At 27.6% G+C, this 22,949-nt stretch carries 16 protein-coding genes; 13 read left to right on the top strand and 3 right to left on the bottom strand.

The window, feature by feature from the left end:
* The first annotated feature begins 32 nt into the window (after window positions 1-32).
* From secE to purH, 10 genes are all read left to right on the top strand, one after another.
* Window positions 33-416, top strand: a complete 384-nt coding sequence (gene secE, locus HU701_RS00410; protein ID WP_372675468.1) for a preprotein translocase subunit SecE — start codon at window positions 33-35, stop codon at window positions 414-416.
* A 22-nt stretch (window positions 417-438) separates the two neighbouring features.
* A complete protein-coding gene (gene nusG, locus HU701_RS00405; protein WP_158345913.1) occupies window positions 439-984 on the top strand; it encodes a transcription termination/antitermination protein NusG in 546 nt (181 codons plus the stop codon).
* A gap of 28 nt (window positions 985-1,012) precedes the next feature.
* The gene (rplK, locus tag HU701_RS00400; protein ID WP_158345911.1) at window positions 1,013-1,441 is read left to right on the top strand and encodes a 50S ribosomal protein L11; all 429 of its coding nucleotides are present in this window, start codon (window positions 1,013-1,015) and stop codon (window positions 1,439-1,441) included.
* A 2-nt stretch (window positions 1,442-1,443) separates the two neighbouring features.
* Window positions 1,444-2,139: a 50S ribosomal protein L1 gene (gene rplA, locus HU701_RS00395; protein ID WP_158345909.1), complete on the top strand. Its 696-nt coding sequence runs from the start codon at window positions 1,444-1,446 to the stop codon at window positions 2,137-2,139.
* A 194-nt stretch (window positions 2,140-2,333) separates the two neighbouring features.
* Entirely contained in the window at window positions 2,334-2,831 is a 498-nt protein-coding gene (rplJ, locus tag HU701_RS00390) for a 50S ribosomal protein L10 (protein ID WP_178918910.1), read from the top strand.
* Window positions 2,832-2,902: 71 nt separating this feature from the next.
* Window positions 2,903-3,271 (top strand): 50S ribosomal protein L7/L12, encoded by a 369-nt coding sequence (gene rplL / locus HU701_RS00385; RefSeq protein ID WP_158345903.1) that lies wholly within the window; start codon window positions 2,903-2,905, stop codon window positions 3,269-3,271.
* Window positions 3,272-3,471: 200 nt separating this feature from the next.
* Complete coding sequence (gene rpoB, locus HU701_RS00380; RefSeq protein WP_158345900.1) at window positions 3,472-7,500, top strand: DNA-directed RNA polymerase subunit beta; 4,029 nt, start codon at window positions 3,472-3,474, stop codon at window positions 7,498-7,500.
* A 73-nt stretch (window positions 7,501-7,573) separates the two neighbouring features.
* Window positions 7,574-11,803: a DNA-directed RNA polymerase subunit beta' gene (gene rpoC / locus HU701_RS00375; RefSeq protein WP_158345897.1), complete on the top strand. Its 4,230-nt coding sequence runs from the start codon at window positions 7,574-7,576 to the stop codon at window positions 11,801-11,803.
* A 404-nt stretch (window positions 11,804-12,207) separates the two neighbouring features.
* Window positions 12,208-12,480, top strand: coding sequence for an HU family DNA-binding protein (locus tag HU701_RS00370; RefSeq protein WP_158345895.1), 273 nt, complete (start codon window positions 12,208-12,210; stop codon window positions 12,478-12,480).
* A 113-nt stretch (window positions 12,481-12,593) separates the two neighbouring features.
* On the top strand, window positions 12,594-14,171 hold the full coding sequence (purH, locus tag HU701_RS00365; RefSeq protein WP_178918908.1) for a bifunctional phosphoribosylaminoimidazolecarboxamide formyltransferase/IMP cyclohydrolase: 1,578 nt from the start codon (window positions 12,594-12,596) through the stop codon (window positions 14,169-14,171).
* A gap of 163 nt (window positions 14,172-14,334) precedes the next feature.
* On the opposite strand, the gene metE is transcribed toward purH, so the two are convergent.
* Window positions 14,335-16,608, bottom strand: coding sequence for a 5-methyltetrahydropteroyltriglutamate--homocysteine S-methyltransferase (gene metE, locus HU701_RS00360; RefSeq protein ID WP_158345892.1), 2,274 nt, complete (start codon window positions 16,606-16,608; stop codon window positions 14,335-14,337).
* A gap of 136 nt (window positions 16,609-16,744) precedes the next feature.
* Here metE and metR point away from each other — a divergent pair, with 136 nt between their 5' ends.
* A complete protein-coding gene (gene metR, locus HU701_RS00355; RefSeq protein WP_178918906.1) occupies window positions 16,745-17,680 on the top strand; it encodes an HTH-type transcriptional regulator MetR in 936 nt (311 codons plus the stop codon).
* Window positions 17,681-17,709: 29 nt separating this feature from the next.
* Here the strand turns inward: metR and HU701_RS00350 are convergent, their stop codons facing one another.
* Window positions 17,710-18,510 carry a Cof-type HAD-IIB family hydrolase gene (locus HU701_RS00350; RefSeq protein ID WP_178918904.1) on the bottom strand — a complete coding sequence of 267 codons (801 nt, stop codon included), beginning with the start codon at window positions 18,508-18,510 and terminating at the stop codon, window positions 17,710-17,712.
* A 156-nt stretch (window positions 18,511-18,666) separates the two neighbouring features.
* Between HU701_RS00350 and glmU the strand changes: the two genes are divergently transcribed.
* Window positions 18,667-20,034, top strand: a complete 1,368-nt coding sequence (glmU, locus tag HU701_RS00345; RefSeq protein WP_158345887.1) for a bifunctional UDP-N-acetylglucosamine diphosphorylase/glucosamine-1-phosphate N-acetyltransferase GlmU — start codon at window positions 18,667-18,669, stop codon at window positions 20,032-20,034.
* Window positions 20,035-20,086: 52 nt separating this feature from the next.
* On the top strand, window positions 20,087-21,916 hold the full coding sequence (gene glmS / locus HU701_RS00340; RefSeq protein WP_178918902.1) for a glutamine--fructose-6-phosphate transaminase (isomerizing): 1,830 nt from the start codon (window positions 20,087-20,089) through the stop codon (window positions 21,914-21,916).
* A gap of 102 nt (window positions 21,917-22,018) precedes the next feature.
* Here the strand turns inward: glmS and rpoH are convergent, their stop codons facing one another.
* A complete protein-coding gene (gene rpoH / locus HU701_RS00335) occupies window positions 22,019-22,879 on the bottom strand; it encodes an RNA polymerase sigma factor RpoH (protein ID WP_158345883.1) in 861 nt (286 codons plus the stop codon).
* Between the last annotated feature and the right edge of the window lie 70 nt (window positions 22,880-22,949).

The following is a 22,949-nucleotide window of genomic DNA, read 5'->3' as shown; positions in this document are numbered from 1 at the left end:
TATTTCATTTTTTATAGTTTTCAGGAGAAACTATTCATATGCCAATTTCTAGTAAAAAAAATTTTAGAAATACAGAAAAAATAAAGTGGATTTTTATATGTATAAATTTTATTTTATGCGTTTTGATTAAATATTGTTTAACTAAAATAAACTTTTTTATTCAAACTTCATTAATAATTTTTTTAATTATTTGTACAATTTGCACTTTAATTTATACAGAAAAAGGAAAATCTATTCTATTATATATAAAAGCATCAAAAAGTGAAATGCAAAAAATAATGTGGCCTAAATATAAAGAAACTTTATATACTACATTTATCATTATTTTTGTGACAATATTTATGTCGCTAGTTTTATGGGGTATAGATAATGTTATATTCCGTTTAATAGCATTTTTTATTAGTTTAAAGTTATAAAAATAGTTCAAGGTTATAAAAAATGTACGAAAGTTCAAAGAAAAAATGGTATGTTTTACAAGCTTACTCTGGTTTTGAAGGACGCGTTGCTCAATCAATACAAGAATATGTAAAATTAAATAAAATGCAAGATTTTTTTGGAGAAGTAATGGTTCCTTCCGAGGAAGTTGTTGAAATTAGAGGTGGTCAACGCAGAAAAAGTGAATATAAATTTTTTCCAGGATATGTATTAATTCAAATGATTATGACAGATACAACATGGCATTTAATTAGAAATATTCCTAGAGTTCTAGGTTTTATCGGAGGTAAATCAGATAAACCATCACCAATTAGTAATAAAGAAGTAGAAACTATTATTAATAGACTTCGTCAGATTGGCGATAAACCAAGACCTAAAACTTTATTCGAACCTGGAGAAATGATTCGAGTTAATGATGGTCCTTTTGCAGATTTTAATGGAGTTGTTGAAGAAGTGGATTACGAAAAAAGTAGATTAAAAGTATCTGTGTCTATTTTCGGAAGATCTACTCCTGTAGAATTAGATTTTCGACAAGTTGAAAAAAATTAAAAATATTTTTATCCAAGAGAATATGAATATGGCAAAAAAAGTACAATCTTATATAAAACTTCAAGTATCTGCTGGAATGGCGAATCCAAGTCCTCCAATAGGTCCTGCATTGGGCCAAAAAGGAGTAAATATCATGGAATTTTGCAAATTATTTAATGCAAAGACAGAGAATTTAGAAAAAGGTTTACCAATACCAGTAATTATAACAGTGTATTCAGATCGTTCATTTACTTTTATTACAAAAACACCGCCAGCTTCTATCTTATTAAAAAAAGCTGCTGGAATTAAATCAGGATCTAGTAAGCCTAAAATAGAAACAAAAGGAAAAGTTACAAATTTTCAAATTGAAGAAATAGCTGAGATTAAAAAAAAGGACATGACTGGTTCAAATATTCAAAGCATGATTCGATCTATTAAAGGAACTGCTAAATCTATGGGTTTAATTATTGAGGATTAGTTATGATTAAAGCTAGTAAACGTATGAATTTAATAAAAAAAAATGTTGATATTAAAAAAATATATAATATTAATGAATTAATTGAACTGCTAAAAAATTCATCAAAAGTAAATTTCATTGAAAGTATTGATGTTGCTATTAATTTAGGAATAAATGCAAAAAAATCAGATCAAAATATACGAGGGACTACTATATTACCACATGGTATAGGTCGCTCTATTAAAGTAGCCGTATTTACTCAAGGTGAAAATGTTGAAATAGCTAAAAAAGCTGGTGCAGAATATGTCGGAATGGAAGATTTATCTCAAAAAATACAAAAAGAAGGTGTTAACTTTAATACTGTCATTGCATCACCTGACGCGATGAAAGTCGTTACTCAAATAGGTCATATATTAGGCCCTCGTGGATTAATGCCTAATCCAAAATTAGGCACAGTTACAACAAACCTTGCTGAAGCAATTAAAAATGCAAAAACAGGACAGATTTGTTATCGAAATGATAAAAATGGCATTGTTCATGCTACTATCGGAAGAATTAATTTTGAAAAAAATCAGATTAAAGACAATTTCAATGCTTTTTTAGAGTCTATAAAAAAAGCAAAACCACCAAAATCAAAAGGAATATACATTAAAAAAATTGTTTTATCTAGCACTATGGGGGCTGGATTAACTTTAGACCAATCAAATCTATCTTTATAAAAATATGTTTTACTTTACGATATAAAAAAAATTATTTATAATGGTATCCCCTTTTAAAAACATTAAAAATTTATTTTAATAAATTTTTTATAATCACAAAGAAACAATAATACTAATCCCAATGATTTCTTTTAATTAGTATACTTAATAAAAACATATTTTCTCTAAATTAAAATAGAGGAGAATACGATAAAATGGCGTTAAACCTTAACAAAAAAAAAACAATTGTTTCTAAAATACATCAAATTTCTAATTCAGCTTTATCAGCTGTAATCGCTGACTCTCAAGGAATTTCTGTAAATCAAATAAATCAATTAAGAAAGTCAGGACGTAAATTAAACGTAAAAATGAGTATTGTTCAAAATACTTTACTATCTTTAGCAATTAAGAATACAAGTTTTGAGTGTTTAAAGAGAATTATAAAAGGTTCTACTTTTATAGCTTATTCTATAGATCATCCAGGTAGTGGAGTTCGATTATTCAAAAAATTTGAAAAAAAAAATAAACAATTTAAAATTACAGGAGCAGTATTTGAAGGTAAACTATTATCTAATGCAGAAATTAATCAACTTGCAGATATGCCGACTTATGAAGAAGCAATATCAAAACTTTTATTAGTCTTAAAAATATCAGCTGCTGGAAAACTTATTTATACATTATCTGCTATAAAACAAAAAAAAGAAACCTCTTAAAAAGAGGTTATTATTTTTGATGTATTTATCAGCATCTAAAATAATTATAACTGTTATTAGGAATTATTGTTATGTCTATTACTAAAGAACAAATTTTAGAAGCTATATCAGAAATGTCTGTTATGAATATTGTAGAACTTATCTCAGCGATGGAAAAAAAATTTGAAGTTTCTGCAAATATGTCTATACAGTCTAATAGCAGAAATGAAAAAAAAGATGCTGAAGAAAAAACAGAATTTGATGTTTTTTTAAAAGCTATTGGGCCCAATAAAGTCTCGGTTATTAAGAGCGTGCGTAGCGCTACTGGTTTAGGGCTTAAAGAAGCTAAAGATTTAGTAGAATCTGCACCAACTGTTATAAAAGAAAATATTAACAAAAAAGATGCAGAATCACTTAAAAAAACTTTAGAAGATGTTGGTGCTGAAATCGAAATTAAATAAAATTATATATTTTAATTTAATTAACTTTCCATATAGGCTGGTGTTTTTAATTCACCAGCCCTTTTGTATAATAAAGAATATTTAAAATTTTTAAACAATATTTTTAAAACAAATAATTAAAACAAAAAACATCTCTTTTTTCCAGATTAAAAGACAATAGCATAAATTTTTATTTTTCTATCAACAAGCATAGGAATTCTATGGTTTACTCTTATACCGAAAAAAAACGCATTCGTAAAGATTTTGGAAAACGTCCTAAAATTTTAGATATACCATATCTTCTTTCGATTCAACTTAACTCTTACAAAAAATTTATTAAAATAGATCCAGAAGGACAGTATGGATTAGAAGCTGCTTTTCAATCAGTATTCCCCATATGCGGTTACAATGGTAATTCTGAATTACAATATGTAAGTTATCGATTAGGCGAGGCAACATTTGACGTAAAGGAATGCCAAATACGAGGAGCTACTTATTCTGCTCCGTTAAGAGTAAAATTAAGATTAGTGATTTATGAGCGAGATATATTAGAACCGACAGTGAAAGATATTAAAGAACAAGAAGTATATATGGGTGAAATACCATTAATGACAAATAATGGAACTTTTATAATTAATGGTACAGAAAGAGTTGTTGTTTCACAATTACATAGAAGTCCTGGTGTATTTTTTGATAGCGATAAAGGGAAGACACATTCTTCTGGAAAAGTTCTATATAATGCCCGTATTATTCCTTATAGAGGATCTTGGTTAGATTTTGAGTTTGATCCAAAAGATATTTTATTTGTTCGAATTGACAGACGAAGAAAATTACCTGTAACTATTATTTTACGCGCTCTTAATTATAATACAGAAGAAATATTAAATTTATTTTTTGAAAAAAATATTTTTAAAATAAATAATGAAAAAATTGAATTAGAATTAGTTTCAGAAAGATTAAGAGGTGAAACTGCTTCTTTTAATATTGAAAAAGATGGAAAAATCTATGTAAAAAAAGGTCGCAGAATTACCGCAAGACATATACAAGAATTAAAAAAATGTAAAATTAAATCAATTATAGTTCCAGTAGAATATATTTTAGGAAGAATAGTTTCAAAAAATTATTTAAACCCAATAACAAAAGAAATAATTATTTCAGCTAATACAGAATTATCTTTAGACACGCTAAATAAATTACGTGAATTAAATTTTTCATGTATTGAAACACTTTTCACTAATGATTTAGATCATGGTCCATACATCTCAGAAACGCTTCGTATTGACTCATCAAACGACAGAATAAGTGCATTAATGGAAATTTATCGAGTAATGAGACCAGGTGAACCTCTTACAAAAGAAGCTACAGAAAATTTATTTGAAAATTTATTTTTTTCTGAAGATCGATATGATCTTTCATCTGTTGGGCGTATGAAATTCAATAGGTCTTTATCTCGAGAAAAAATTAAAGGATCAGGTACTTTAAATAAAGAAGATATCATTGATGTAATAAAAAAATTGATTGATATTCGAAATGGTAAAGGAGAAGTAGACGATATTGATCACTTAGGAAACAGAAGAATCAGATCAGTAGGGGAAATGGCAGAAAATCAATTTAGACTTGGTTTAGTAAGAGTAGAAAGAGCTGTAAAAGAAAGGTTATCGGTAGGAGATTTAGAAACCTTAATGCCACAAGATATGATTAATGCAAAACCAATATCTGCAGCTGTGAAAGAATTTTTTGGTTCTAGTCAATTATCTCAATTTATGGATCAAAACAATCCCTTATCAGAAATTACACATAAACGAAGGATTTCAGCTTTAGGATTAGGAGGTTTAACTAGAGAAAGAGCTGGTTTTGAAGTAAGAGATGTTCATCCAACACATTATGGTCGAGTATGTCCAATAGAAACTCCAGAAGGTCCTAATATCGGATTAATTAATTCTTTATCAGTATATGCAAGAACTAATGCGTATGGTTTTTTAGAAACACCTTATAGAAAAGTAAAAGATAGATTAGTTACAAAAGAGATACACTATTTATCTGCAATAGAAGAGGGAAATTATATTATTGCACAAGCTAATACAAACATAGACAAAAATAATTTTTTTATCGATGACTTAGTCACTTGCAGACACAAAGGAGAATCAAGCTTATTTAATTGTAATCAAGTTGAATATATGGATGTATCTACTCAGCAAATAGTATCTGTTGGAGCATCTTTAATTCCTTTTCTTGAACATGACGATGCAAATAGAGCTTTAATGGGAGCTAACATGCAACGTCAAGCAGTACCGACTTTAAAGACTGATAAACCTTTAGTAGGAACTGGAATGGAAAGAGCAGTAGCTGTAGATTCAGGAGTTACAATCGTTGCAAAAAGAAGCGGAATAGTACAATATGTAGATGCTTCTCGAATTATAATTAAAGTAAATGAAGATGAAACATATATTGGAGAGGCAGGTATAGATATTTATAATTTAACAAAATATACTCGTTCAAATCAAAATACTTGTATCAATCAAAAACCATGCGTGCAATTAAATGAAAAAATAAATAAAGGAGATGTATTAGCAGATGGACCATCTACGGACTTAGGTGAACTTGCATTAGGACAAAACATGCGAGTCGCTTTTATGCCTTGGAATGGATATAACTTTGAAGATTCTATCTTAGTTTCAGAAAAGGTTGTACAAGAAGATCGATTTACCACAATTCATATTCAAGAACTATCCTGCATATCTAGAGATACTAAATTAGGACCTGAAGAAATTAGTTCAGATATACCTAATGTAGGAGAAGCTGCTTTGTGTAAACTAGATGAATCAGGTATTGTCTATATTGGAGCAGAAGTCACTGGAGGAGATATTTTAGTAGGAAAAGTAACTCCTAAAGGAGAAACACAATTAACACCAGAAGAAAAATTACTACGCGCTATTTTCGGTGAAAAAGCATCCGATGTAAAAGATTCATCATTAAGAGTACCCAATGGGGTGTCTGGAACTGTAATTGATGTTCAAATTTTTACGCGCGATGGTGTAAAAAAAGACAAAAGAACTTTAGAAATTGAAGATATGCAACTTAAAAAAGCAAAAAAAGATCTTACAGAAGAATTTAAAATATTTCAATTAAGCTTATTTTTAAAAATTAAAAAAACTCTTTTATCTTGCGGTATAAAAACAGAACAATTAAATAAATTATCTTTTGAAAAATGGCTTAAGATCAATATAAGAGAAGAAAATAAAAAACAAGAAATAGAAAAATTTACACAACAATATAGCGAATTAAAAAAAGAATTTGAAAAAAAAATAGAAATAAAACGACGAAAAATTATACAAGGCGATGATCTTGCACCAGGAGTTTTAAAAATAGTAAAAGTATACTTGGCAGTAAAACGTCAAATACAACCCGGCGATAAAATGGCTGGAAGACATGGAAATAAAGGAGTTATTTCTAAAATTAATCCAGTTGAAGATATGCCATACGATGAAAATGGTGTACCAGTAGACATTGTGTTAAATCCTTTAGGAGTACCATCACGTATGAATATTGGGCAAATATTAGAAACGCATTTAGGAATGGCTGCAAAAGGAATTGGAGACCAAATTAATAAAATGCTTAAAAAACAAGAAAAAATATCTCAATTAAGAAAATTTATTCAAAAAACTTTTAACTTGGGAGAAAATTTAAGACAAAAGGTAAATTTAGAAGAATTTTCAAACGAAGAAGTTCTTTGTTTGGCAAAAAATTTAAGAAAAGGTATGCCTATTGCAACACCAGTATTTGACGGAGCGAAAGAAAACGAAATAAAACAAATGTTAAAATTTGCAAATTTGCCTATATCTGGTCAAATTTTTCTATTTGACGGTAGAACAGGAGAGAAATTTGAAAGACCAGTTACAGTTGGTTATATGTATATGTTGAAATTAAATCATCTAGTAGATGATAAAATGCACGCTCGTTCAACTGGTTCTTACAGCCTTGTAACTCAACAACCGCTAGGAGGAAAAGCTCAGTTTGGTGGTCAACGATTTGGTGAAATGGAAGTTTGGGCATTAGAAGCGTATGGAGCTTCTTATACATTACAAGAAATGTTAACTGTTAAATCTGATGATGTCAATGGAAGAACTAAAATGTATAAAAATATTGTAGATGGAAATCATCAAATGGAGCCTGGAATGCCAGAATCATTTAATGTTTTATTAAAGGAAATTCGTTCATTAGGAATTAATATTGAATTAGAAAATGAATAAAAAATATTTAATATATTTAATTAAAATATAGTTTTAAAACCTTCAAAAGTTTCACTCCAACGAGAGCTCATGTGTGAAAGATTTACTAAAATTTTTAAAAGCCCAAACTAAAACTGAAGATTTTGATGCTATTAAAATTTCATTAGCATCCCCAGATGTTATTAGATCTTGGTCGTTTGGCGAAGTTAAAAAACCAGAAACTATTAACTACCGAACATTTAAACCAGAAAGAGACGGATTGTTTTGTGCTCGTATTTTCGGTCCAGTTAAAGATTATGAATGTTTATGCGGAAAATACAAAAGATTAAAACATCGAGGTGTAATCTGTGAAAAATGCGGTGTTGAAGTTACACAGAGTAAAGTAAGACGTGAACGAATGGGGCACATAGAACTTTCTTCTCCAACAGCTCACATTTGGTTTTTAAAATCATTACCGTCACGAATAGGTTTATTATTAGACATGCCATTAAGAGATATTGAAAGAGTACTATACTTTGAATCTTATGTTGTTATTAATGCAGGTATGACTAATCTTGAAAAAAATCAAATATTGACAGAAGAACAATATTTAGATGCATTAGAAGAATTCGGAGATGAATTTCATGCAAAAATGGGCGCAGAAGCGATTCAATTATTGCTAAAAGATATGAATTTAATAAAAGAATGTGAAAATTTACGAATAGAATTAAATGAAACAAACTCTGAAACAAAACGAAAGAAATTAACTAAGCGAATTAAATTAATCGAATCATTTATACAATCACATAATAAACCAGAATGGATGATTCTTACTGTTTTACCAGTATTACCTCCGGATTTGAGACCATTAGTACCATTAGATGGCGGTAGATTTGCAACATCTGATTTAAATGATTTATATCGAAGAGTTATTAATAGAAACAATCGATTAAAAAGATTATTAGATTTAGCCGCTCCCGATATCATTGTACGAAATGAAAAAAGAATGTTACAAGAAGCTGTAGATGCTCTATTAGATAATGGAAGAAGAGGTAGAGCAATTACAGGTTCTAATAAAAGACCTCTTAAATCTCTAGCTGATATGATAAAAGGTAAACAAGGACGATTTCGTCAAAATTTACTTGGAAAACGTGTTGATTATTCAGGTCGATCTGTGATTACTGTCGGTCCTTATTTAAGATTGCATCAATGTGGATTGCCTAAAAAAATGGCTTTAGAGCTTTTTAAACCATTTATATACGGAAAATTAGAGGTACGAAGTTTAGCAAATACTATAAAAGCCGCAAAAAAAATGGTAGAAAGAGAAGAATCTGTAGTATGGGATATTTTAGATGAAGTGATTCGAGAACATCCAGTATTATTAAATCGAGCTCCTACTTTACATAGATTAGGTATTCAAGCATTTGAACCTGTTTTAATAGAAGGAAAAGCAATACAGTTGCATCCATTAGTTTGCGCTGCTTATAACGCAGACTTTGATGGCGATCAAATGGCAGTTCATGTCCCATTAACTTTAGAAGCTCAGTTAGAAGCTAGAGCATTAATGATGTCTACAAATAATATTTTATCGCCAGCAAATGGAGAGCCAATTATTGTACCTTCTCAGGATGTAGTTTTAGGGTTGTATTATATGACTCGAGAAAAAATAAATGGAAAGGGAGAAGGTATGTTTTTAAATGGCTCTCATGAAGCAGAGAAAGTATATCATTTAGGTATCGCTGAACTACACTCTTTAATTAAAATAAGAATAATAGAATATCAAAAAAATGAAGATAATCAATTAACTCCTATTAAAAAAATAGTCAATACTACCGTAGGAAGAGCTATTTTATGGATGATTGTTCCTAAAGGTTTGCCATTTGATATAGTTAACCAAACTTTAGGAAAAAAAGATATTTCGAAAATGTTAAACACATGTTACCGTATTTTAGGTTTAAAACCCACTGTTACTTTTGCTGATCAAATTATGTATACAGGCTTTGCTTATGCAGCAAGATCAGGAGCTTCTGTTGGTATCAATGATATGGTGATACCAGAAAAAAAATCAAACATTATTCAAGAAGCAGAAATTGAAGTTGCTGAAATACAAGAGCAATTTCAATCAGGCTTAGTGACAGCAGGTGAAAGATACAATAAAGTTATTGATATTTGGGCTGCAGCAAATGAAAGAGTAGCAACAGCAATGATGGAGAACTTATCTACAGAATTAGTTTTAAATAAAAAAGGAGCATTACAAAAACAAACTTCTTTTAATAGTATATTTATGATGGCAGATTCAGGAGCGAGAGGATCTGCAGCACAAATTCGTCAATTAGCTGGAATGCGCGGATTAATGGCTAAACCCGATGGCTCAATTATCGAAACTCCTATTACTGCTAACTTTAGAGAAGGTTTAAATGTATTGCAATATTTTATTTCAACACATGGAGCTAGAAAAGGATTAGCTGATACGGCATTAAAAACCGCTAATTCTGGTTATTTAACTCGTAGACTTGTAGATGTAGCGCAAGATTTAGTTGTTACAAAAAAAGACTGCGGAACACATGAAGGTATTTTAATGACTCCACTAATAGAAGGAGGAGATGTTAAAGAGCCATTACGTGAACGAGTCTTAGGTCGAGTAACTGCAGAAAACGTAACATATCCTAACAGTAAAAAAATATTAATTGAAAGAAACACATTATTAAATGAACAATGGTGCGACTTATTAGAAAAAAATTCCATAGATACTATTAAAGTTAGATCAGTAGTTAATTGTGATACTGATTTTGGTGTTTGCGCATATTGTTATGGTCGAGATTTAGCGAGAGGCAATCTAGTTAATAAAGGAGAAGCTATAGGCGTAATTGCAGCTCAATCTATAGGAGAACCTGGTACTCAATTAACTATGAGAACATTTCATATTGGCGGAGCTGCTTCAAGAGCTGCAACAGAATCTAGTATTCAAATTAAAAACAAAGGTATTATCAATCTTAATAATGCGAAATCTGTCACTAATTCTTCAGGGAAAATAGTTATAACATCAAGAAATGTCGAGTTAAATATTATTGATAAGTTTGGAAGAACAAAAGAAAGTTATAAAATACCTTATGGATCTATAATGGCCAAAAAAAATGGAGAAAAAGTTAGATCCGGAGAAACTATAGCAAAGTGGGATCCACATACTATACCAGTTATTACAGAAGTAAATGGATTTGTCAGATTTGTAGATATGATTGATGGCCAAAGTATTATAAGACAAGCTGATGAACTGACTGGGCTATCTTCAATAGTAGTATTAGATACAGCTGAAAGAATGGCTATCAGTAAAGATTTAAGACCTTCATTAAAAATCATCGATAAAAAAGGAAACGATGTACTTATTTCAGGAACAGAAATGCCTGCTCAATATTTTCTGCCTGGAAAAGCAATTGTACAGTTAAATGATGGGGTGAAAATTAGTTCAGGTGATACTTTAGCAAGAGTACCTCAAGAATCAGGAGGAACTAAAGATATAACTGGAGGGTTACCAAGAGTAGCAGATTTATTTGAAGCAAGACGTCCAAAAGAACTAGCTATATTAGCTGAAATTAGTGGTATTATTTCGTTTGGAAAAGAAACCAAGGGGAAAAGAAGATTAATTATTACTCCGGTAGATGGAAATAATGCATATGAAGAAATGATCCCAAAATGGAGACAATTAAATGTATTTGAAGGGGAACGAGTAGATCGAGGTGATGTAATATCTGATGGCCCAGAATCACCACATGATATTTTGCGTTTGAGAGGGGTGCAAGCTGTAACTAAATATATTGTGAATGAAGTACAAGAAGTGTATCGTTTACAAGGTGTAAAAATTAATGATAAACATATTGAAGTTATAGTCAGGCAAATGCTTAGAAAAGCAACAATTATTAAATCAGGAAATTCAGAATTTTTAGATGGAGAACAAGTTGAGTTTTCAAGAATAAAAATTTCAAATCGTATATTAGATAAAAAAAATAAAATTTTAGCTACTTTTTCAAGAGATTTATTAGGAATTACCAAAGCATCATTAGCAACTGAATCATTTATATCAGCTGCATCTTTCCAAGAAACAACTAGAGTATTAACAGAATCTGCAGTAGCAGGAAAAAAAGATGAACTACGAGGATTAAAAGAAAACGTTATTGTTGGTCGTTTAATTCCGGCGGGTACTGGTTATGCATATCATAAAGAAAGATTAAATCGTCGAAAAACTACAAATAATAATTATTTGTCAAACAATAGTAATTCACCTTCACAAGTAAGCGCTGAAGAAGCATCTGCAAGTTTATCTGAATTATTAAATTCTACTCTTACATAAAAATACATCTATATAATTTATTAAAATATAATAAAAACGGCTGCTTTATAAAAGCAGCCTAAATAATTTATAAGCATATAAAAAGCAAATTTTTCTTTTAAAAGTAACATATACTTTATTTCCACTATCTTTTTATTTTTTTTTAGATATATTATATATTTTAATTTTATTTGATACGTTAAATTAATCTTTTTAGTTTTAAATCAATTTGCCAAATACAATATCAAATAACTTGTAATTTAAATTATATAAAATATGAATTTAAATATGTTTTTAACATTTTTAAAAATATAAAATTCATCTTAAAATTAATTTATTTTAATCATTAGAAAATAAATTCTTTTACTAAAATGTAAATCAATATAATTTAAATTAATTATCATTTTTAAACAAAAGGAAAGATAATGAATAAAACTCAATTAATTAATATTATCTCTAAAAAATCTAATTTATCTAAAATACAAGTTAAATCCACATTAGAATCAACATTATCTACTATTATTGACTCTTTAAAAAAAGGTGAGCCCGTACAAATAGTAGGTTTTGGTACATTCAAAGTTAATTTGAGAGCCTCTCGGGCAGGAAGAAACCCGCAAACAGGACAAGAAATTATTATTCCCGCAACAAAAGTTCCTAGTTTTATATCTGGTAAAACATTAAAAAATGCGATTAAATAAAAAACTATTACATTAAAAGGTTTAAGGGGCAGAATGCCCCTGTATAATTTTCATGTTTAAAATTTTAAATAAAATTTGTTATAAATATTCTTTTATATATAAGAACTAAAATTATGTTATCAAAAAATATGTTAAGAAATGCTTTAATCAGTTTATCTGATAAAGACAATTTATTAGAAATGTCCAAAATTTTATTGAAAAAAAAAATTAATTTACTTGCAACAGGGGGAACAGCAAAATATTTAAAAAATCATAACATACCTGTAACTGAAATTTCAGAATATACAAATTTTCCAGAGATATTAAATGGTCGCGTAAAAACTATGCACCCTAAAATAATAGCAGGTATTTTATCTAGAAGAGATAAAGATCAAAAAACTATGCAATTATATAATATATTACCAATAGACATTGTAATTGTTAATTTTTATCCATTTGATAAAATCGATACTCAGAAAACATATACAATAGAAGAAATGATCGAAAAAATTGATATTGGAGGACCAACATTAGTTCGATCTGCTGCTAAAAATTATAAAGATGTTATCGTTATAGTAAATTTTTTTGATTTTAAGCTAATTTTTGATTCAATAAAAAATAATTATATAACTACAGAGAAGAGATTATATTTAGCAAAACAAGCTTTCTTATACACATCTAACTATGAAAAGAGTATCGAACAGTATTTTACAAATGAAAACAAATTTAATGAAAACCATAAAAAAAATTTATTTCCAAACCACATTCAATTTCAGTTTGTTAAAAAACAAAATTTAAGATATGGAGAAAATCAACACCAAAAATCTGCTTTATATATAGAAGAAAATAATTTAAATTCCGGTACAATTAGTTCATCATATCAAATACATGGAAAAAAATTATCTTATAATAATATATCTGATGCAGATATTGCTTTAGAATGTGTCAAGCAGTTTTCCAAACCAGCTTGTGTAATCGTAAAACATGGAAATCCTTGTGGAGTATCTGAAAAAACATCTCTATTAAAAGCATATGTATCCGCTTATAAAGCAGATCCTGTTTCTGCGTTTGGAGGAATAATTGCATTTAACTCTATAATAGATGTAGAAACAGCTAAAGAAATTATTCAAAGACAATTCGTTGAAGTAATTATAGCGCCTGAAATAAACTATCTATCTTTAGATATATTAAAAAAGAAAAAAAATATAAGAATATTAATTACTGGTAAATTTCAAAAAAATCATGAAAAAATAGATTTTAAAAAAATAACAAACGGATTACTTTTGCAGGAAAATGATAATAGTATAATAGATATAAAAAAATTTAATTTTGTTACAGAAAGGTTACCTACTGAAAAAGAATTAAAAGATGCTATATTTTGCTGGAAAATAGTTAAATATGTTAAATCAAATGCAATTTTATACGGTTTTAATAAGACTACTATTAGTATAGGTCCAGGACAAACAAGTAGAGTAGATGCAACTCAATTAGCTAATCTTAAAGCAAAAAACAGAGGATTTGATACTAATGGCGCTATTATGGCATCTGATGCATTTTTTCCTTTTAAAGATGGAGTGGAAAAAGCGGCATGTATTGGGATAAGCTGTATCATCCAACCAGGAGGATCAATTCGTGATAAAGAAGTTATTGAATGTGCTAATAAATATAGTATTGCAATGATTTTTACTCAAAAACGTCATTTTAAACACTAATCTTTACTATGCTTGAAGATAAAAAATAAAACTTTAATTTTTTTAAAATTAATTAAAAATATTATTATATTGTTTAAATCATCATTTAGATTTTTATTTATATAAAAATAATCTAAAAGATGATTTAATATTTAATTAATTATATATTTTAAATAATATTAATTTATGTTGTATTTTGCTTAATTTGGTTTCGTATTTGTTTTGTAGCTTCTACCATATTCTTTAATGCAGATACTGTCTCATCCCAATTTCTTGTTTTTAGACCACAATCTGGATTAACCCAAATTTGTCTCAATGGTATATATTTCATTGCTTTTTTTAATAAAATATCAATTGATTTAATATTAGGTATATTTGAAGAATGAATATCATATACACCTGGTCCCACTTCATTTGGATATTTAAATTCTTTGAAAACTTCTAATAATTCCATATCAGAACGCGCTGTTTCAATAGTGATAACATCAGCATCTAATAACGCAATAGAATCCATAATATCATTAAATTCACAATAACACATATGTGTATGAATTTGTGTAGTGTTTTTTACATTAAAACAAGTTAAACGAAAAGCATCGACAGCCCAAGTTAAATATTTATTCCATAAACTTTTTTTCAAAGGAAGTCCTTCTCGTAATGCAGGTTCATCAATTTGAATAATTTCAATTCCGTTTCTTTCTAAATCTAAAACTTCATCATGTAATGCTAGCGCAATTTGCTTAGAAATAGTTTCTAATGAGACGTCTTCCCTAGGAAAAGACCAAAATAAAATAGTTACAGGTCCTGTGAGCATGCCTTTTACTGGTTTTTTTGTTAAAGATTGAGCATATTTAGACCATTCTATAGTAATAGATTTTGGACGGCTAATATCGCCTACAATAATAGGTGGTTTTACACAACGCGAACCATAGCTTTGAACCCATCCGTTATCTGTAAATACAAAACCATCTAAATGTTCACCAAAATACTCTACCATATCATTTCGTTCAGCTTCTCCATGCACAAGAACATCAATATCTAATTCTTCTTGTATTTTTATTACTTCTGAAATATGTTTTTTAATGCCTGTTTCGTATTCTTTAAAGTTTATTAAATTATTTTTATAATCTCTTCTTAACTTTCTGATTTCTATTGTTTGAGGAAACGAGCCAATAGTAGTAGTAGGTAATACAGGTAAATTAAATTTAATTTTTTGCTTTTCAGAACGTAAAGCATAGTCACTAATACGATGAAAATTATTATTTATGATTTTAGAAACACGTTTTTGAACTTCAAATTTTTGAACTTTTTCAGAAAAACTACGTTGATAAATAGGATCACACCATTGTTTGATTAAACTAGTATTTTCGTCTTTTAACGCTTGTAATAATAATTTTAATTCATTACATTTCTGTATAGCAAAAGAAAACCATGTTTTAGTTTCTTCATCTAAATTTTTTTCCATATTTAAATCGATTGGAGAATGTAATAATGAACAAGATGAACTAATCAATAAATTTTGACGCAATTTAGAAATTTTAGAAATAACTTTAAACCATTTTAAAAGATCTGACTTCCAAACATTTCTTCCATTAATTACTCCTAAAGACAAAATCCATTTTTTAGGAATTTTAGTGTTAAAATCAAATAAATTATACTTTCCGCAAATTAAATCAATATGAATACCATCTACAGGTAGGTTACGAATAAATTCTATATTATGATCAATACTATCAAAATACGTGGTTAATAATATTTTACTTTTTCCATGTAAATATTTATAAGCATAAGAATAAGCTTTTTTCCATTTTTCAGGAAGCTCTAAGACTAAAGCAGGCTCATCTATTTGAATAAAATTAATGTTTCTTTTATTTAATTCATTTAAAATGTGTTTATATATAGGCAATATACTATCAAGTAAATCTAAACGATCAAAGTATTGACCTTTTACTTTTCCTAACCATAAATATGTTATAGGTCCTAAAATAATAGGTTTTACTTTATATCCTAATAATAAAGCTTCATCAGTTTCTTCTAAAAGTTGATTCCAAGAAAATTTTAATATTCTATCTTTATTAAACTCTGGAACTATATAATGATAGTTAGTGTTGAACCATTTAGTCATTTCTGATGCTGAAACATCTGGATAAGATCCTCTAGCTATACGAAATAAACAATCTAAATCAACAGAATTACTAATATCATGATGTCTTTCTGGTATATTTCCAAGCATCATACTAGTAGTTAAAACATGATCATACCAAGAAAAATCTCCAACTGATATATATTCGATTCCATTATCTTTTTGTTTTTTCCAATTATCTTGTCTTAAACTTTTTCCTACAAAACATAAATCTGATTGTTTGATCTGTCCAGACCAATAAGATTCTTGAGCTCTTTTAAGTTCTCGATTTATTCCTATTCTTGGAAATCCAAGTATATGATTCGAAATAGTCATTTTATCTCCTAAAGCTATTTAATAAATATTTATTCATAATTTAACAATTGATTTATTTAAAATAGATATCTTATAATTCTAGTATTAAATAAAATACGCAAGCGAAAATATTTAATCATCGATATGAAGGAATCTCATGATCGAAATAAAACATCTTCGAACGCTACAAATCTTAAAAAATAGCGGTTCATTAAGCTCTACTGCAATTCAATTACATCAGACGCAATCAGCCATTTCTCATCAATGCAATGAACTGGAAAAAAGATTAGGTTTTAAATTATTTATTAGAAAAACTAATCCTATTAAATTTACAATTCAAGGAAAAATTTTACTAAAATTATCTAAAGAAATATTACCTAAAATAGACAAAGCAATAAAAAATTGCAAATACACTCACCATAAAGTTATTAAAATTGCAATTGAATGCCATAGCTGCATTCATTGGTTAATACCTGCGCTAAAAATTTTTCATAAAAACTGGCCAAAAGTAGAAATAGATTTTTATTCAGATATGATTTTTAGCCCACAACCTTCTCTTCAACAAGGTAAACTAGATATTGTATTAACTTCTGAAGTTTTACCTAAAAGCAATTTAATTTATATACCTATGTTTGATTTTGAAGTCCGATTAATTTTATCTCCTAATCACCCTTTAGCAAAAAAAGAACAAAATATTATTCCAGAAGATTTATCATCTGAAATATTAATGACATACCCAGTAGAACGTCATAGATTAGATATATGGAAATTTTTTTTACAACCAGCGGGGATAACACCAATATTTAAAAATGTAAATAATACTTCGCTTCTTATACAAATGGTATCAGCACAGATGGGAATTACTGCTTTACCATATTGGGTAGTAGATGATTTTGAAAAACAAAACTTAATTGTAACAAGGAAAATAGGAAAAGGTATATGGAAAAGATTGTATGCTGCTGTAAGAAATGGTGAACAAAAAGAATTAACTATACAAAACTTTATTTTTTCGATATCTTCACATGTAAATAGTCATTTAAAACTTATTCGACATATACTATATCCTAGTTATTTTAAAAATGTTAAATATTAATTAAAAAAAATTTTATATAATTAAAAGTTTTAAATAATAAACATTTTATTTAAAAACACTGCTACACTATCATCTTTATTATTTCCAATAACTTCAGCATGTGGTAAGATATTTTTTAAACGTAAATCAGAGTTTTCCATAATACATGCTTTCCCAGAAATCTTTAACATATCATAATCATTCATACCATTACCAAATGTAATACATTCCTTTAAAGAAATACCTAAATTATTAGATATAATTTTTAATCCAAATCCCTTAGAAGTTTTTCCAGATATCACCTCTAAACATCCCGGAGAAGAAAAGTTAGCATGCACTTTTTTGTCTAACGAATCAATAATATGTTTTTCAAGATTAAATAATTTTTTAAAATTATTACTTGTGAAAAAAATTTTACTAATTTTACTAAAATTAAATGTATCTGGATGAAAATATTGGTATTGAAGCAAAGATAAACTTGGGCAAAAATTATTTTTAATTTTACTGTTGTTTATATACCAGTGATCATTTTGATAAACTTGTGTAATAATATCTGAATCTAAATGCGTTAAATAAATAAGATTAGAAGCAATATCTATATTTAAATCATTTTCAAAAATTAACTGATTATCTAAACCATAAATTTTAGCTCCATTTGAAGTGATCATGAAAATTTTAATATTTAAACTATCTCGAATATACATCATATCTATATGATGACGACCCGAAGCAAAAACAACATATAAACCTTTACTTAATAATAATTTTATGATTTTTTTCGTATATTTTGTTATTTTATTTTGTGGAGACAATAAAGTACCATCTAAATCCACTGTGATAATTCGATACATAATAAACCTTAATGTAAAGTAAAGTATTTATTGCTTAAATATTTTTATAATCAATTTATATATATTATATAAAAATCATAATGTGATAAATTTAATAATTTTAAATAAATTAATTGAAGAAATTTATATATTTAAATAAATATTAAAAGGATATATATGTTAAAAAATAAAACAACTATTGTGATATTAGCAGCAGGAAAAGGTAGTAGAATGAAATCTAATTACCCAAAGGTATTGCATAAATTAGGCGGAAAAACAATATTAGAATATGTCTTAAATACAGCAAAATCTATTAAACCTGAAAGAATTATATTAGTTTGCACTAGCAATATAAAAGAAATATTATCTAAAACTCAAAATTTTTCTGTAAAATGGGTAATTCAAAAACATCAAAAAGGCACAGGTGATGCCATAAATATAGCATCAAAAAATTTTTTAGACAATGAAAACATTATTGTTCTTTATGGCGATATGCCATTTATTTCAAAAGAGTCTATCAAAAAATTGCAAGAGTCTAAAAAAAAATCAAATCTAAGTTTGTTGACTAGTAGTATAAAAAATCCAGAAGGGTATGGTAGGGTTGCAAGAAAAAAAGGAAAAGTAATCAGAATTATAGAAGATAAATGCGCTAAAAATAAAGAAAAATTAATTAAAGAAGTATATTCCGGAACATTTATAGCCAATGGAAAAGATTTAAAAAGATGGATCTTAAAAATTAAAAAAAACGACGTTGATGCAGAATTATATGCTACAGATATTGTTTACTTAGCTTATTTGGAAGGAAGTACTATTTCGACAGTAGAAACTGTAAATTACAAAGAAATATTAGGTATCAATAATCAACTTCAATTATCTATTTCAGAAAAAATTATTCAAAAAAAAATAACTAAAAATCTTATGATTTCTGGAGTTATGTTAAAAGATCCAAGTCGTTTTAACTTAAGAGGAATATTAAAACACGGAAAAAATATAGAAATAGACACCGGTGTTATATTGGAAGGTAATGTCACTTTAGGAGATAATATAAAAATTGGAGCTGGATGTATAATTAAAAATAGTATTATTCAAAATAAATCTCAAATTAAAGAATATAGTATTATGGAAAATGTTAAAATAGGACAAAATTGTATAATAGGACCTTTTTGTCATCTTAGAAATAACACCATATTAAATAATGAAATACATATAGGAAATTTTGTTGAAATAAAAGAAAGTACTATAGAAAAAAAATCTAAAATAAAACATCTTAGTTATATTGGAGATTCTGAGATTGGTTCTCAAGTTAATATTGGTGCAGGAAGCATTACATGCAATTATAATGGTTTAAAAAAATCAAAAACAATTATTGGTAACAATGTTTTCATAGGCTCCAATAGTGAATTAGTCGCCCCGATTAAAATTTCTAAGGATACAACTATTGCAGCAGGTACTACCGTAATAAAAAATGTAGAAAAACCATGTTTAGTTTACAATAAAAAAGAACAAAAACATAAAGAAAACTGGATTCTTGCTAAAAAAAAATGACAAAAACTACTTACTGATAAAAATTATTTTATAATAAAAAAGGTAGATTTATATGTGTGGTATTGTTGCTGCAGTAACACAACGTAATATAACTAATTTTCTTCTTGAAAGTATTCAACGATTAGAATATAGAGGATATGATTCTTCTGGATTGGCTTTAATAAATGAATATAATAAGTTTATTCGAGTAAGATCTGTAGGTAAAGTAAACAAATTAATAAAAAAAACAAAAAATAAAAAATTATTTGGGAAAATTGGTCTTGCTCACACACGATGGGCAACTCACGGAAAAGTTTCAGAAGAAAATACACATCCACATATTTCCTCACACATTTCTATTGTTCATAATGGTATTATTGAAAATAGCTTGCAAATTAAATCTTTTTTAGAAGAAAAAGGTTATATATTTCATTCCGATACAGATACCGAAGTTATTGCGCATCTATTGCATTGGGAGCAAAAAAAAGCAGGTAAATCTCTTTTAGAAATTATTAATCATAGTTTAACACAATTAAAAGGGAATTATAGTATGGTGATTATGGATAGTAAAAACTCATCAAAATTAATAGCTGTATGTTCTGGGAGCCCATTAGTTATTGGATTAGGTATAGGAGAAAATTTTATCGCTTCAGATCAAATTGCCTTATTAAGTGTTACAAAAAATTTTATATATTTAAAAGAAGGAGATATTGCTATTGTAAAATCAGAAAAAATTAAAATTTTTAATAAAAAAAATTCTATAGCGCAAAGAAAAATAATTAAATCCGATGTTCAATATGAATATATAAAAAAAGGAAAATATAAATATTACATGGAAAAAGAAATATATGAACAACCAAAATCCATTCAAAATGCTCTGAAAAATCGTTTAAAAGATAATGAAACTATTTATTTTTCAGAATTAGGTTTGAAAGAAAAAAATATTTTTTTACATTTAGAACATATTCATATAGTTGCATGCGGAACTTCTTACCATGCTGCTATGGTTGCTAAACATTGGTTTGAATCATTAGCGAATATTCCATGTGACGTAGAAGTAGCTTCTGAATTTACCTCTAGAAAATTAGCAGTCAGAAAAAAAAGTTTTTTTGTTACTTTATCCCAATCAGGTGAAACAGCAGATACTTTAAAAGCTTTAAGAATATCTAAAAAATTAGGATATTTAGGAAATTTAACTATCTGCAATATGAAAAGTTCATCTTTAGTACAAGAATCTGATAATTATTTATTAACTAAAGCTGGAGTTGAAATAGGAGTTGCTTCTACAAAATCCTTTACTACACAACTAACTGTTTTATTAATGTTGGTAGCAAAAATAATAAACATTAAAAAAAAAGAAAATAATATTGAAAAAAAAATTGTAAAAGTTTTAACTATTTTACCATATAGAATTGAAGAAATTTTAAAAAAAAATAAAGAAATTCAAAATATAGCAAAGAAATTACATAATGCAAAAAACATTCTTTTTCTTGGAAGAAGTGACCAGTATCCAATAGCCATGGAAGGAGCATTAAAATTAAAAGAAATTGCTTATATTCATGCCGAAGCTTATCCGTGTGGAGAGTTAAAACATGGACCTCTTGCATTAATTGATAAAGATATACCTATTATTATTACAGCGCCAAAAAACTCGTTGCTTGAAAAAACAAAAAAAAATATCCAAGAAATATGCACAAGAGGTGGTTTAATTTATATTTTCTCTGATGAAGAAATAAATTTAGAAAAAAATATAACATCTTTAAAAGTTCCATATGTGGAAGAAATAATCGCGCCTATTTTTTATATAATTCCATTGCAATTACTTGCATATTATATTGCTTTAAGTAAAGGAACTAACATAGATCAACCAAGAAATCTTGCGAAATCTGTTACAGTAGAGTAAAAATTTATATTTATTTTATAAAAGAGTATGAGTTTTAAATTACTTAATACAGTCTCATACTCTATATAGAGCATATTATAATTAATTATTTTTATTCTTAGTCTAATTTTCTATAGCTATTTTTAATTTTTTCATAGCATTTTTCTCTAATTGTCGTACACGCTCTGCAGAAATACCATAATTGTTTGCCAAGGCTTGTAAAGTGTTATTTTTTTTGCTTTTATCTAACCATCTAGATTTAATAATATCACGACTACGTTGATCTAAACCTAACAAAGCATCACTTAATTTATGTGTTGCATGTTCATCCCAATCATCCTGTTCAAATCCATGAGCAAAATCAGATGTTTTATCTTGCAAATAATGCATATTTAAACTATTCTTACTATCTTTTAAATCATCATCTGGAAATGGATTAAACGTTATATCTTGAGCTGACATACGAGATTCCATTTCTCTAACATCAGCTGTAGTTACACCTAATTCTCGAGCAACTATTTCAATTTCTTCTTTATTAAACCAACCTAATCTATTTTTACTTTTTCTTAAGTTAAAAAATAATTTTCTTTGAGATTTTGTAGTTGCTACTTTTACAATTCGCCAATTTCTAAGCACATATTCATGTATTTCAGATTTAATCCAATGAACTGCAAAAGACACTAAACGAACCCCAATTTCTGGATTAAATCTTCGAACTGCTTTCATTAAACCTATATTTCCCTCTTGTATTAGATCAGCTTGAAGCAAACCATACCCTGAATAATTTCGTGAAATGTGAATGACAAACCGAAGATGAGAAAGAATTAAAGTTCTAGCAGCATCTAAATCACCGTGATAACGTAAGCGTCGAGTTAATAATTTTTCTTCTTCAATAGATAACATAGGCCATAAATTAGCTATTCTAATATAAGCATCTAAGTTACCTAATGATGTAACAGACAAAATCTGTACTTTATTGGCCATGTTAACTCCCGCATGAATGAAATACATTAAATAAATTACAAGTATGTGGGATTTTTTATCATACTTTAAT

Origin of the sequence: Buchnera aphidicola (Aphis gossypii) (assembly GCF_013394915.1) — a bacterium.
In the GTDB taxonomy this organism is placed as follows: domain Bacteria; phylum Pseudomonadota; class Gammaproteobacteria; order Enterobacterales; family Enterobacteriaceae; genus Buchnera; species Buchnera aphidicola_AZ.
Note: the sequence above shows the minus strand (reverse complement) of the source record. Positions and strands in the feature narration are given on the sequence as shown.